This is a genomic window from Martinezella sp. CNPSo 3957 (genome assembly GCF_057784395.1).
In genome coordinates this window covers 251450-264656 of record NZ_JBXSOU010000005.1, presented here as the reverse complement: position 1 = coordinate 264656, position 13207 = coordinate 251450, and the positions used below count along the sequence as shown (strand labels likewise).

11 protein-coding genes are annotated in these 13207 nt (G+C 61.6%); 4 read left to right on the top strand and 7 right to left on the bottom strand.

Annotation, left to right across the window (positions count from 1 at the left end; translation table 11 throughout):
* Positions 1 to 6: 6 nt before the first annotated feature.
* The 7 genes from AC13QE_RS15055 to ubiE form a co-directional block, all read right to left on the bottom strand.
* A complete protein-coding gene (locus tag AC13QE_RS15055; RefSeq protein WP_132715650.1) occupies positions 7 to 336 on the bottom strand; it encodes a TfoX/Sxy family protein in 330 nt (109 codons plus the stop codon).
* Between the two features lie 18 nt (positions 337 to 354).
* A complete protein-coding gene (gene ertC, locus AC13QE_RS15050; RefSeq protein WP_488484256.1) occupies positions 355 to 1455 on the bottom strand; it encodes a thiohydantoin desulfurase in 1101 nt (366 codons plus the stop codon).
* Between the two features lie 3 nt (positions 1456 to 1458).
* Positions 1459 to 2733, bottom strand: a complete 1275-nt coding sequence (locus AC13QE_RS15045) for a Zn-dependent hydrolase (protein WP_488484255.1) — start codon at positions 2731 to 2733, stop codon at positions 1459 to 1461.
* Positions 2733 to 4115, bottom strand: coding sequence for a hydantoin-5-propionate amidohydrolase (ertD, locus tag AC13QE_RS15040; RefSeq protein WP_488484254.1), 1383 nt, complete (start codon positions 4113 to 4115; stop codon positions 2733 to 2735). The genes AC13QE_RS15045 and ertD overlap by 1 nt, the downstream gene beginning before the upstream one ends.
* A gap of 26 nt (positions 4116 to 4141) precedes the next feature.
* Entirely contained in the window at positions 4142 to 5725 is a 1584-nt protein-coding gene (locus AC13QE_RS15035; RefSeq protein WP_488484253.1) for an aromatic amino acid lyase, read from the bottom strand.
* A gap of 209 nt (positions 5726 to 5934) precedes the next feature.
* Positions 5935 to 7509, bottom strand: coding sequence for a 2-polyprenylphenol 6-hydroxylase (ubiB, locus tag AC13QE_RS15030; RefSeq protein ID WP_488484252.1), 1575 nt, complete (start codon positions 7507 to 7509; stop codon positions 5935 to 5937).
* A gap of 125 nt (positions 7510 to 7634) precedes the next feature.
* Entirely contained in the window at positions 7635 to 8411 is a 777-nt protein-coding gene (gene ubiE, locus AC13QE_RS15025; protein ID WP_488484251.1) for a bifunctional demethylmenaquinone methyltransferase/2-methoxy-6-polyprenyl-1,4-benzoquinol methylase UbiE, read from the bottom strand.
* A gap of 142 nt (positions 8412 to 8553) precedes the next feature.
* Here ubiE and mutM point away from each other — a divergent pair, with 142 nt between their 5' ends.
* From mutM to dnaA, 4 genes are all read left to right on the top strand, one after another.
* Positions 8554 to 9444, top strand: a complete 891-nt coding sequence (gene mutM, locus AC13QE_RS15020) for a bifunctional DNA-formamidopyrimidine glycosylase/DNA-(apurinic or apyrimidinic site) lyase (RefSeq protein ID WP_488484250.1) — start codon at positions 8554 to 8556, stop codon at positions 9442 to 9444.
* A 34-nt stretch (positions 9445 to 9478) separates the two neighbouring features.
* On the top strand, positions 9479 to 10252 hold the full coding sequence (locus AC13QE_RS15015) for an enoyl-CoA hydratase (protein WP_488484249.1): 774 nt from the start codon (positions 9479 to 9481) through the stop codon (positions 10250 to 10252).
* Positions 10253 to 10445: 193 nt separating this feature from the next.
* Positions 10446 to 10721 (top strand): 30S ribosomal protein S20, encoded by a 276-nt coding sequence (gene rpsT, locus AC13QE_RS15010; protein ID WP_132715658.1) that lies wholly within the window; start codon positions 10446 to 10448, stop codon positions 10719 to 10721.
* 872 nt (positions 10722 to 11593) lie between these two features.
* Complete coding sequence (gene dnaA, locus AC13QE_RS15005; protein WP_132715659.1) at positions 11594 to 13144, top strand: chromosomal replication initiator protein DnaA; 1551 nt, start codon at positions 11594 to 11596, stop codon at positions 13142 to 13144.
* Positions 13145 to 13207: the final 63 nt, after the last annotated feature.

The window sequence follows — 13207 nt, the reverse complement described above, 5'->3', positions numbered from 1 at the left end:
GCCCGGCTATTTCGGCGGCAGGCCTTCGACGAAGTCCAGCGCGGCCAGAAGCAGCCGCTTGCGCAGCATGTCGTTGCCATAGGCCTCCGGCCCCGCACGCAGCCACCCCTTCATCTCGCGGCCGCCCATCAACATGGTTTTGACGTCATGCTGCTCCAGCGCCCACGCATCGTTGCCCTTACCAAGGCGGATCAGCATCCCGTCGTCACGGGCGCCGCATAGGAGATGACCGTTGAGCAGAAAGGCCCAGCCACCGAACATCGCCTTTTCGCTGAGCCCGGGTCGTTGCCCGAGCTCTTCTCTCAGCAATTCTTCGAGACCGGCATCGCGGGCCATTCAAGCCTCCTGCGCTTTTCAGCCTTTCTTGCCTGCCAGTGCGTATTTCGCGATCTCGATCCCCATGGCCTTTTCGACGGAGGGATAGACCGTGGGGTCGAGCACGCTGGCAGACAGCGGAATGATGTCCATCGGCACATGCAGGATGAAAGCCTTCATGCCTTCGTGCAGCTGGCCGACGCTCAAGGGTTCGCCTTCCGGCGACAGCGTGGTGATGACGGAGGGGAAGGTCGCCAGGCGCTTGCCGCTGGTATCCTCGACCGCCATGTATTCGTTCATCACATGCATGATGACCGCCTTGTCGCCGCTACCGACCGAGATAGTGCCGATGTCGAAGGCTTCCTTCGTGTAGACGACGTCCTTCTTGGTGATGGTGCCTTCGGCAAGGATATGGCCACCGGTGGTCTTGCAGATGGCGTCGATGACGGCGCTGCCGCCCTTCTTTTCCGCCTCGATGATCGCTTCGCCGAGCGAGAGCGCCATGGAGATGCCGCCGAGCGCCGCATGTGTACGGACATAAGAAGCGCGCAGCGGATTGCGGCAGGAGGCGATGAAGCCGCCGGACTGGTCGGATGCCGCACGTAGGATCGGCGAAATCTTCGCCGTCGCGCCCTTCACGACGAGCTCGATATAGCGGTTTTCGGCCCGGTTGCCGCCGACGGCGGTCTGGATCATCTGCTCGGGCGAACCCGCCATGCCGATCGAACCCATATCACCAGTCGGATGCGCGCGGATGTCGCCGACCGCATCCACCACCTTCGTTCCGAGGATCGCCGATGGCAGCCAGCCGTTCAGCGTCGAGGACCGGCCGTTCTGGCCGATGATCAGGCCGGAAAGCTTTTCGCCAAGCTCGTCCTGCAGCAGCTGCGTGGCCTTCACGTAATCGATGCCCTGCATTTCCCAGGGCGTCGTGGAGGCCGGTGCGCCGATGGCGGCGGCCGTGGCGATCCAGTCGTTGTCGTTGAGTTCCTCGATCGACACCAGCTCCGGCTTGCCAACATTGACGGCCGCATAGCCGAGCATGCGGCCGTGATCGGCCCAGCCGCCGCCGCCGGCGGCGTAAACGGAGCCGCCCTTGACGGCCGCTTCCACATCCTTGGCAACGAGTACGCGTCCCATTGGCTACTCCCGGTTCTGTTTGAGGTTCTTGTCCATGTCGCGCACCGCTTCGAAGAGCACGGCAGCACCCATGGCGATGTCGTCATTCTCGGCCCATTCCTCGGCGCAATGGCTGCGACCTTCCTTGCAGGGCACGAAGATCATGGCGGCAGGCGCGACCTTGGCGATCCAGGCTGTGTCGTGGCCGGCGCCGGAGGCCATGCGGCGATGCTTTGCACCAACCGTATCGCAGGCGCGCTCGAGCGTTTCGAGCAGCACCGGAGCACCCGGCGTCGGCATATTGTCGGAGACGCGCACCGGCGGGTTGATCGTGACGCCATAATCGGCGGTGATGGTCTTCACCTCACCGTCGAGCCAGGCGAGGAAATCCTCCATGTCGCTGCGGATTTCGGCGCGTCCGTCGATCAGCAGCACGACCTTGGACGGCACGACATTGGCCGCATTCGGCTCGATACGGAATTCGCCGACCGTCGCAGCAAAATGACCCGGCGTCTTTGCTTGCTCGGCGGCACGTTGGCGAATGTCGAGGACCAATTGTGAGGCTGCCACCAGTGCGTCGGCGCGGCGATCCATCGGCGTCGTGCCGGCATGGTCGGCGCGGCCTTCCACGGTGATTTCGATGCGGGTGATGCCGGCGATCGCGGTGACGATGCCGATATCCTTGTTCTCGGCTTCCAGCACCGGACCCTGTTCGATATGCAGCTCCAGGAAACCGGCAAGATCCGGACGCTTCTGGGAGAGCAGCACGGAAGGATCGCCGCCGACTTCGGCAATGCCCTGCGACAACGTGCGGTCGCCGCTCGCGCGGCTGAGCCACGCCTCGGGGATCTGCCCGGTCATGCCGCGGCTGCCGATGCAGGAAACGCCGAAGATGCTGACTTCTTCGGCGAGGAAATCGACGATCTCCAGGTCATGATCGAGCTCGATGCCGCGATCCTTCAAGGAACGTGCGACTTCGAGCGCGGCGATCGTGCCGGCGATGCCGTCGAAGCGGCCGCCATCAGGAACGGTGTCGGAATGCGAGCCGACAAGGATCGTGCCGAGGCCGGGTTTCGTGCCAGCACGCCGGCCGATCAGATTGCCGGCGGCGTCGATGCGGGTCTCAAGCCCTGCCGCCTTCATCCGCGCGTCGATATAGGCGCGTCCTTCGAGGAAGAGCGGCGAGAAGGCTCGGCGCGTCCAGGGATGGCCCGGCTCGGTAATGCTGGCCAGAGTATCGATATCCTCCGCGATACGATCGGCATTTACGGGCAGGTTGTGGCGCTTGGTTTCGGTCATCAGGCTGCATCTCCGGCAAGAATTTGGCGAGGCGAGGGACGGACGAAGCCGCCTGAGCCGGGCTCGGCGAGCACTTTCTGTCCCTCAGTGATCTGCTTGCCTCTAAGGTAGGCGGCGGACACCGTCCAGGGCAGACGGATGCCGTTATAGGGGCTCCAGCCGACGACATTGTTGCCGCTAGCAGCCGCATCATAGATCGTTTCACGCGGTTCCAGCACGACGATATCGGCGTCCTTGCCCGGCGTCAGAGCGCCCTTGATATGATCGAGGCGGAAATGCTTAGCCGGGTTTTCCGCCATCAGCTTTGCAGCCCAGGTCAGCGGCACGCCGCGTTCGAGAGCACCCTTGACGAAGAGCAGCACCATGACCTCCAGTCCCGGCACGCCCGAAGCATTCGCCAGCATGTCCGGATTGGTCTTGCGGTTTTCCGACCAGCTGACGTGATCGGTCGAGACGAGCCAGACATTGCCTTCCGCCACCTTGCGCCACAAGGTTTCCACTTCGGCGCGCGGGCGGATGGGCGGATTAATTTTCGCCTTGCCGCCGAGGCGCCGCACATCGTTTTCTTCGTCGAGCGTCAGATAATGGATGCAGCATTCGACCGTCGCCTTGAAGCCGTCGCGGCGATAGGCGCGGGCGATGTCGTAGCCGCGGCCGAGCGAGCAATGCACGACATGCGCCGGGCAGCCGGTATCAGCGCCCGTCTCGAAGATCGTGTGCATGGCAAGCAGTTCAGTGATTGGCGGGCGGGAAAGGCCGTGAGCGCGGTAGTCGGTGACGCCGCTCGCCTTCACCTGCTCCATATAGGTGCGGACCGCTTCGTCATCCTCGTTGTGGACGCCGGCGGTGAGGCCGGTCGGCGCGATCGCGGCAAAGCAGGCGTCGAGGAGGGCAGGCGGGATGCGGGGAAAGCGCTTGGGATCGGTGCCGAAGGTGGAGAACTTGAAGGCGGCCACACCGGCCTCGACCATTTCGGCGATGCGCGCCGGGCCTTCTTCCGGATCGACGGTGCCGTAGAGGGCGAAGTCGACGCGCGACTGCGGCGCTGCGTGGTCGATCTTCTTCTTCACCGCCGCTGCCGAGCAGACAAGATTGCCTTCGTCATAGGGCATGTCGACGATGGTGGTGACGCCGCCGGCCGCTGCAGAGCGCGTCGACCAGATGAAATCCTCCTGATCCTTCTGGGAAAGGGAATGGACCTGCGCGTCGATCGCGCCAGGCAGGATCAGAGCCTTGCCGAGCAGGTGCCGCTCACGCGCTGCCGGCGGCACGCCAATGCCGACCTCGGCGATCTTGCCGTCGCGCACGGCGACATAGCCGGCTTCCACGATGCGTTCAGGCAGAACCACGGTGCCTTGCAGAACAAGATCGAAATCGGCCATGTGCGTTCCCTCCGCGCGTCGTTAATTCAGATGGCAATCGTGTCGCGATAAAGCCGCTCTTCGACCCGCTCCAGCGAGCCGAGCGCGAAGAAATCATCATAGGCGAGGATCGGCTTGTGAGCGATCAACTCTGAAACGAAAGCCTCCGAGCCCAGTTCCTCCTCGATCGCCTCGACTTCGGCCGAAAGGGGACGATCGACGACATAGAAGTCGGCATGCTTGCGCACGACGTCATAGAGCATACGCGCCACGCCTTCCGGCTTGTCGCCGAGAATGTCCATCGCCTGGGCCGACAGCAGGGCTTCAAGAGCGGCCAGACGCTTCAGTGCCCGCATCTGCCGCTCGAAACGCTCGATGACCAGTGGCAGGAAGGCGGCCTCGTCTTCCATGCCGGCCGCAACCACCAGCGACTGCGCCGAGACCGGATTGGACATGGAGAGAACACGCGAGAAGATCTCGCCGGCGAGCTTGATGATCGGGCCGAAGCCGGTCGCGATCCTACCTTCCGGCACGAGATTGACGGGCAACCCACGCCGCTGGCCGTTACCGAGCAGGACACAGCGATTGAAGGCGTTGCGGGCCGCATGGGCCATGCAGATGACGGCTGCTTCCAGAAGCACGGTGACATCGAGCGGGAGGGAGCCGCCGGAGGTCATCACACGGCCATCGACGATGACGGGATTGTCGTCCGAGCGGCCGGTGGCGGCCAGAATCTTGTGGCCCGCCGTTAAAAGGTTCTCGATAACGGCGCCGAAGACTTGGGCGATCATGCGCAGGCTCAGCGGGTCCTGCACATGGGTTGCGACCGGCCAGGGCCATTCTTCAGAGGCGTTGCAGAGCCAGGCGCCGATCAGTGCCTCGCGGGCGGTGCCGACATGGCGCACGGAAATCCACGGATCGCGCGAGGCGCCGAGCGCGCCGGCCGCCATCATGCCGGTCGCAAGCAGCACGCGGATCGAGGCAGCAGCATTGCGGGTTGTCTCCGCGGCGGCGGCGAAGCTGACCGCATTGACGCTGAGCGAGGCCAGGCTGTCGCGCGGCATCATCTTGACAGGAGCGATACCGGCGGCATCGAAGGCATCGGCAGCCTGCATGCGGCGACCGCGATAGACGGCCTCGCCAACGCCGGTCAGAACCGCGCCGATCTGGCCCATCAGGCCGATATCCGCGCAGCCGATCGAACCCGTACGCCTGACGACGGGAATGACATCCGAGCTCAACAGCTGCAGATAGGCTTCGATCAGTTCCTGCGAACAACCTACCTGGCCGGTGAGCGCGGTATTGACCCGGATCGCCATGGCATTGCGCACGACCGACATGGAGAACGGAGCGCCAGTACCGAAATGATGAGCGCGCACGAGGCCGAGATTGAAGGCATCGAGATCTTCAGGAGACCATTCGACATCTTTCATCGCACCGACACCGGTTGTCGAGCCATAGACCGGCATGCCGGATTGGATCGTGCTTTCGAGAACGCTGCGCGCCAGCCGCACCCGGGCCATGCCGCTTTCCGATGCCGACGGCAGGACGGCTCCCGCGCCGATCCGCACCAGATCGCTGAACCCAAGGGGTTGCCCGCTGAGCTCGATACCGGCTCTCTGACGCTCCATCTCTGCTGTTCTCCTTTTTTGCAAGGCTATGCGAGCCTTATCGTCAATGGGATATCCCAAATGGCGAACACCTTGATCCGTGCCAGACAGACTGATTTTGAGGCGAGTGCATACGTTGCGCAACTCTATGTTTGCGCGCGCATATGGCTTCGTGCGCCGGCCGAGCTATTTGGGCCAAGGCGAGGGAGAAGCAGCAGAAAGCTTGGCGATCAGCTCAGATGCCAGGCGATATAGAGCAGCGTCAGCGCAATTACCCAAAGCGCAAAGCGGCCGGAGCGGCTGTGCTTGGCCTCGGCCTTGCCGATCGCTTCGGCGGTCTGCGGATCGAAACGCAGGCCGTTTTCGCTCATATGCAGCAGTTCGTGATGGAATTTCTCGGTCTTGGCGGCGATCTCGGGTGCGGCTTCGGCGAGCTTCACGGCCGCTTTCAAACCGTCCTTCAAATCTGTCATGATCCGCTTCGGGCCGAGATTGGTGCGAATCCAGTCGCCGACCACCGGTTCAGAAGCCTTCCACATGTTGAAGCGCGGATTGAGCATGCGCGATACGCCCTCGACCACGACCATGGTCTTCTGCAGCATTACCAGCTCGGGCCGCGTTTCCATGTCGAAGAGTTCCGTTACTTCGAAGAGCAGGGTCAGAAGCTTGCCCATGGAGATGGTTTCGGCCGGCTGGCCATGGATCGGCTCGCCGATGGCACGGATGGCCTGCGCAAAACTCTCCGTATTGTGATGCGCAGGTACATAGCCGGCTTCGAAATGCACTTCGGCCACCCGGATATAGTCGCGGGTGATGAAACCGTAGAGGATTTCGGCCAGGAAACGGCGTTCCTTCTTCCCTAATCGCCCGACGATCCCCATGTCGACAGCGACGATCATGCCCGCTGCATCGACGAAAAGGTTGCCGGGGTGCATGTCGGCGTGGAAGAAGCCGTCGCGCAGCGTGTGGCGCAAGAAGGACTGGATCAGCGTATCGGCAAGCGCGTTGAGATCGTGGCCGGCCGCCTTCAGCCCATCGACGTCGGACATCTTCACGCCGTCGATCCACTCCATGGTGATGACGTCGCGGCCGGTGCGTTCCCAGTCGACTTTCGGAACGCGGAAGCCCGGATCCTTCTCGGTGTTTTCGGCGATCTCGGAGAGCGCGGCCGCTTCCAGCCGCAGATCCATCTCGACCTTGGTGGTCTGCTCGAGCGTCTTGGTCACTTCCACCGGGCGAAGACGCCGGCTGGAGGGCATGAACCGCTCCTGCAGCCGTGAAACCAGATACATCGCCTTGATATCGTTAGAAAAGCGCTGACGTACGCCAGGCCGGACCACCTTGACGGCAACGCGCTTGCGGCCCTCTGCCGTCTTGATTTCGGCCGGATGCACCTGCGCTATCGACGCGGCGGCGATCGGCGCGTCGAAGCTGGCATAGAGATCGTCGATGCGCCGGCCGAGCGAAGACTCGATGGCTGCCGTCGCCGTTTCATGCGGGAAGAAGGCCATCCGATCCTGAAGCTTGGACAGGTCGTTGGCCATATCCACGCCAACGACATCGGGCCGGGTCGCCAGGAACTGACCGATCTTCACATAGGAGGGGCCGAGCCGCTCGACCGCTTGTGCAAGCCGGTCGCTGCGGGCCTGGCTCTTCGCCTTCCGGCGCGCAAAGATGCTGACGAAGGACTTGGCGAGACTGACGGAGGGCGGCAGCCCCTCCGACGGCAGCGCCATGACCACGCCTTCGCGCACGAGCACCCAGCCGACCCGAACAAGGCCGAAATATGCGCCGAAAGCACTCATGGAGCAATTCCAGGAAAAGTGCGTAGCGGTTTTCCGTCAGGAGTTGCGTCAAAGCAAAAAGATGGCACCTCAAAGTCCTGACGAGCGGAAACCTTCGGCCGCGTCATGTGGCTCGACATCATGCTTCAGAGCTTCCAGCCGGAGTGCAGCGCGGCGATGCCGCCGGTGTAATTGGTGAAGCTCACACGCGAGAAGCCGGCCTCGCGGATCATCGTCGCGAAGTCCCGCTGGTTCGGGAACTTGCGGATTGATTCCACCAGATATTGATAGGGCTCGGCATCGCCGGTGATCGCCTTGCCGAATTTGGGAATGGCGTTGAAGGACCAGGCGTCGTAGACGCGGTCGAGCAGCGGCAGATCGACTTCGGAGAATTCGAGCACGAGCAGCCGGCCGCCGCGCTTCAGCACGCGATAGGCCTCTTTCAATGCCACATCGATGTGCGGCACGTTGCGGATACCGAAAGCGATCGTATAGGCGTCGAAGGAGTTCGGCTCGAAAGGCAGTTCCTCGGCATTCGCTTCGACGAAGGTGAGGTTGTCGGAAAGCTTCTTTTTCTCAGCACGCTCGGCGCCGACGGCCAGCATCGAGCCGTTGATATCGAGCACCGTTGCATGCGCCAGGCGGTTCGAGGCTTCCACGATGCGGAAGGCGATATCGCCCGTGCCGCCGGCAACGTCGAGCACCTTGTAGCCAGGCTCCTTGCGTGGGTTGAGCGCTGATATCATCGCGTCTTTCCAGGCACGATGCATGCCCATGGACATGACGTCGTTCATGACGTCATAGCGCTTGGCGACCTTGTGGAACACCTCGTTGACGAGGCCCTGCTTTTCGCCATCGGCTACTTCGCGAAAGCCATAGGATGTTTCCATGCCGCCATCGGCGGAGGTGCGGCTGTCTGCCATCGGCTCAACTCCGTTACACAATTAAGCGGCGGACCATAGCGAAATCGCGTTTGCCACGCTATCTCATCAGCCAGATCACCAGCCGCAATGCCTTGGGCTATAGCTCAGATCATAAGCGGTTGAAACATAAAGATGGATAGCCATGCCGGAATTACCAGAGGTCGAAACCGTCAGACGCGGCCTTGCGCCTTCCATGGAGGGTGCCGTTCTGAAGGAGCTGGAGCTGCGCCGCAACGATCTGCGCTTTCCTTTCCCGGCCGATTTCGCTCGGCATGTTGCGGGCCGCGGCATCACGTCGCTGTCCCGCCGCGCCAAATACCTGCTGATCGATCTCGACGACGGCAACACAATTATTGCGCATCTCGGCATGTCTGGTTCGTTCCGGGTGGAGGAAGGTGCGGCGGCCGAGACGCCAGGAACCTTCCATCATCCCCGCTCCAAGGACGAGAAGCACGATCACGTCCTCTTCCATCTGGCGGGTGCAAGCGGCGATGCGCGCGTCATCTATAATGACCCGCGCCGCTTCGGTTTCATGGATCTCGTCCGGCGGGCCGAAATGGCCAGCCACCCCTTCTTCCGTGATCTCGGGCCGGAACCCACGGGCAATGAACTGAGCGCCGATTATCTGACTAAGCGCTTTGGCGGCAAGGCGCAGCCGCTGAAGAGCGCGCTGCTCGACCAGAAAAACATCGCGGGCCTCGGCAATATATATGTATGCGAGGCGCTGTGGCGTTCTCACCTGTCGCCATTGCGCGCCGCCGGGACGCTGGTCACGGATGCCGGACAGCCGACGGAGGCGCTGTTCACGCTCGTCGAGGCGATCCGCGAGGTCATTGCCGATGCGATCGCCGCTGGCGGCTCGTCGCTGCGTGATCATATCCAGACGGACGGCTCGCTCGGCTATTTCCAGCACTCCTTTTCCGTCTATGATCGCGAAGCGCAGCCTTGCAGTACGCCAGGCTGCGGCGGTACGGTCAGTCGCATCGTCCAGGCGGGGCGCTCTTCTTTCTACTGCGCCTCCTGCCAAGGGTGATTGAAGGGTCAAAGCTGATAAAAGGGAGAGAGAAGTGGCCTACGAAACCCTCATTGTCGAGACACATGGGGCCGTCGGCCTCGTCCGGATCAATCGGCCGCAGGCGCTGAACGCGCTGAACTCAACGGTCCTGTCCGAGCTGAAGCAAGCCTATGCCGCTCTTCATCTTGACGATGCCATCAGTGCGATCGTGCTCACCGGTTCGGAAAAGGCCTTTGCTGCCGGCGCCGACATCAAGGAAATGCAATCGCTCGATTTCGTCGACGCTTATAAGAATGACTTCTTCAGCGGCTGGGCCGAGATTGCCAATGCCCGCAAGCCTGTCATCGCGGCGGTCAGCGGCTTTGCGCTCGGCGGCGGCTGCGAAGTGGCGATGATGTGCGATTTCATCATCGCCTCGGAAACCGCCAAATTCGGCCAGCCGGAAATCACGCTCGGCGTCATCCCTGGCATGGGCGGCTCGCAACGCTTCACACGTGCGGTCGGCAAGGCCAAGGCGATGGACCTCATCTTGACGGGCCGGATGATGGATGCGGCCGAGGCGGAGCGTTCCGGCCTTGTGGCGCGCGTCGTACCGGCAGACAAGCTGCTCGATGAGGCACTGGCCGCTGCCGCCAAGATCGCTTCTTATTCCGGTCCTGCCGTGATGATGGCCAAGGAGGCGGTGAACCGTGCCTTCGAAACCACGCTCGAGGAGGGACTGCGCTTCGAACGCCGCCTGTTCCATAGCCTGTTCGCTACAGAGGATCAGAAGGAGGGCATGGCGGCCTTCGTCGAGAAGCGCAAGCCGGCTTTCAAGAACCGGTAGGGACCAAGATTCCGGAATTACGCGGGTTTGGCGAGAATCCGCGTTGACGCCGCGGCTCATTCCGGTTATATGCCCGCCACAGTTTGGAAAGCCGCTCTGGTTTTCCGCAATTGCTCCCGCATTGCTGGATGAAGTGGCCATGGGGCCTACGCCGCAACGATGGAGTTTTGTTCGAATTCTAAGAGAGGCATACATGGCCAATACTACCTCGGCGAAAAAAGCGACCCGCAAGATCGCCCGCCGCACCGATGTCAACAAGGCTCGTCGCTCGCGCGTTCGCACGTTCGTTCGCCAGGTCGAAGAAGCCATCGCATCGGGTGATGCGGATCGCGCAAAGACAGCCTTCGTCGCGGCTCAGCCGGAACTGGCTCGCGCGGCAAAGAAGGGCGTGCTTCACGCCAACACCGCTTCCCGCAAGGTTTCGCGTCTTGCCAAGCGCGTGAAGGCCCTTTCGGCCCCGACTGCATAATCTTTCGTTAACGAGTCTATCGTTAGTATTAAGCCCGGCCCTCGCGCCGGGCTTTTTGGATTCAGCCAAAAAAACGCCGCATTGCCAAAATTGACTGCTCGATCATGTCAGTGCCGTGACAGAAATATACATTTTAAAACAATGGCTTACGGCAGGATATCTCAGCGCTGGGTGATCTGCATGACGCATTGCCGGCTCACAACTGAGTCAAGGGATATTTTATTTTTTTTCTTTTGAAAGCTGTGAGAATCGCGTTCGACAGGAATCTCTTTGATTCAACAGCGATTCTTTTTTGAAGGGCTTGTGACAGTCAAAAATGGCCTCCTGAGTCAATGGCCGCCTCTTAATTTTGTGTAAAATTCATCGTTGATATCTGCCTTCGATCCTGCCTAAATGGATTTCAACAAGGGGCGCGGATTTCACCTTAAACGGCTTCGGCAAACACCGTTACGTATGGCGGTGGAGGTGGTTTTGTCTCTTGTGACGGAGCGGTTCAGTTCCGTTTTTTCAAACAGTTGACGAGTAAGAACCGGAAGCGGCGACGCTTGCGGAACGAGGAAGCTTGTCTGTCCTTTGCGGCCCAAATTATTGGCGCGGCTGCGGGGAGGGGAGAAAAATTGACAGCCATTGGAGCGGTCAATCGGAATACGAGGGCCGATTGACGCTCCGGTTACAGACGCCGAGACGAATGCTGCTTTAAAGAGCGGTTTTCGCCACAGTGTTCCTGTAAAGCCCGCTGGCCGGGCGTGGCTGATGAACCGGTATGCGGCGCTGCTTGGGACAACGAGCGCGATCGTCATGCCATGGCGAAGAACCAGGGGCGGCAGTGATGTGCTCCCGCCCTATAAAGAGACTTTGGAAGGCGGCACTATATGCAGATACATACGAGGGCGACGGGTGCGTTGGAAAATGGGGACAATGCGCAGGCGTTCGGTGCGGTTTGCTTAGAAGCGGCGGGGGAAAAGGGCGACGTGGCGCGAAGTAATTTGTTCGAGCGCGTCAGCGCGCGCTTGAAGGCTCAGGTCGGACCCGATGTCTATGCCAGCTGGTTTGCGCGGCTCAAGCTTCATTCGGTATCGAAGAGCGTCGTTCGCCTCACGGTTCCGACGACATTTCTGAAGTCGTGGATCAACAACCGCTATCTCGATCTTATCACTAGCCTGTTCCAGGCTGAGGATGCCGAGATCCTCAAAGTCGAAATTCTGGTGCGCACTGCAACCCGGCAGGGCGCGAAGCCATCTACCGATGAGCAGCCGGCGGTGCCGGACCAGGCGGCTGTCGCGCCGATCCGTCGCGCCGTCGCCCAGCCGGCCGGCCAGGTGGTTGCCCAAGCCGTGAGTGCGGCTGCGGCTGCGCGGCCCGCAATGGCAGGTTCGCCGCTCTTCGGCTCTCCGCTCGATTCTCGCTTCACCTTCGATACCTTCGTCGAAGGCAGCTCGAACCGCGTCAGCCTTGCCGCGGCAAAGACCATCGCCGAAGCCGGCTCCGGTGCCGTGCGCTTCAACCCGCTCTTCGTCCATGCAACGGTTGGCCTTGGCAAGACCCACCTTCTGCAGGCGATCGCCAATGCAGCCGTGCAGAACCCGCGCGGCCTGCGTGTCGTCTATCTGACGGCGGAATACTTCATGTGGCGCTTCGCAACCGCGATCCGCGACAATGATGCGCTGACGCTGAAGGACTCGCTGCGCAATATCGACCTGCTCATCATCGACGACATGCAGTTCCTGCAGGGTAAGATGATCCAGCATGAGTTCTGCCATCTGTTGAACATGTTGCTCGACAGCGCCAAGCAGGTCGTCGTCGCTGCCGATCGTGCTCCCTGGGAGCTGGAATCGCTCGACCCGCGCGTGCGTTCGCGCCTGCAGGGCGGTGTGGCGATCGAAGTCGAGGCGCCGGACTATGAAATGCGCCTTGAGATCCTCAAGCGCCGTCTCGATGCTGCCCGCCAGGACGATCCGTCGCTGGAAATCCCGGCCGAGCTTCTCTCGCATGTCGCCCGCAACGTGACCGCCAGCGGCCGCGAACTGGAAGGAGCCTTCAACCAGCTTATCTTCCGTCGCTCCTTCGAACCGAACCTGACGGTAGAGCGCGTCGACGAACTGCTGGCGCATCTTGTCGGCTCCGGCGAGCCGCGCCGCGTCCGCATCGAGGACATTCAGCGTATCGTCGCACGTCACTACAACGTGTCGCGCCAGGAGCTGGTTTCGAACCGCCGCACGCGCGTCATCGTCAAGCCGCGCCAGATCGCTATGTATCTGTCGAAGACGCTGACGCCGCGTTCCTTCCCGGAAATCGGCCGCCGCTTCGGTGGTCGCGATCACACCACGGTTCTGCATGCCGTGCGCAAGATCGAGGAGCTGATTTCCGGCGATAGCAAGCTGTCGCACGAGATTGAGCTGCTGAAGCGCCTCATCAACGAGTAAGCTGAGCGATCAGCATTCACTCCGTGTCTCACGGCCGGCCTCACCGCCGGCCGTTTTCTTTGG

Coding starts and splice junctions, on each gene's coding strand:
- ubiE (WP_488484251.1), bottom strand. CDS start 8,411: ATGGCAGACAGCCGCACCTCCGCCGATGGCGGCATGGAAACATCCTAT.
- mutM (WP_488484250.1), top strand. CDS start 8,554: ATGCCGGAATTACCAGAGGTCGAAACCGTCAGACGCGGCCTTGCGCCT.
- rpsT (WP_132715658.1), top strand. CDS start 10,446: ATGGCCAATACTACCTCGGCGAAAAAAGCGACCCGCAAGATCGCCCGC.
- dnaA (WP_132715659.1), top strand. CDS start 11,594: ATGCAGATACATACGAGGGCGACGGGTGCGTTGGAAAATGGGGACAAT.
- ubiB (WP_488484252.1), bottom strand. CDS start 7,509: ATGAGTGCTTTCGGCGCATATTTCGGCCTTGTTCGGGTCGGCTGGGTG.
- AC13QE_RS15035 (WP_488484253.1), bottom strand. CDS start 5,725: ATGGAGCGTCAGAGAGCCGGTATCGAGCTCAGCGGGCAACCCCTTGGG.
- ertD (WP_488484254.1), bottom strand. CDS start 4,115: ATGGCCGATTTCGATCTTGTTCTGCAAGGCACCGTGGTTCTGCCTGAA.
- AC13QE_RS15055 (WP_132715650.1), bottom strand. CDS start 336: ATGGCCCGCGATGCCGGTCTCGAAGAATTGCTGAGAGAAGAGCTCGGG.
- AC13QE_RS15045 (WP_488484255.1), bottom strand. CDS start 2,733: ATGACCGAAACCAAGCGCCACAACCTGCCCGTAAATGCCGATCGTATC.
- ertC (WP_488484256.1), bottom strand. CDS start 1,455: ATGGGACGCGTACTCGTTGCCAAGGATGTGGAAGCGGCCGTCAAGGGC.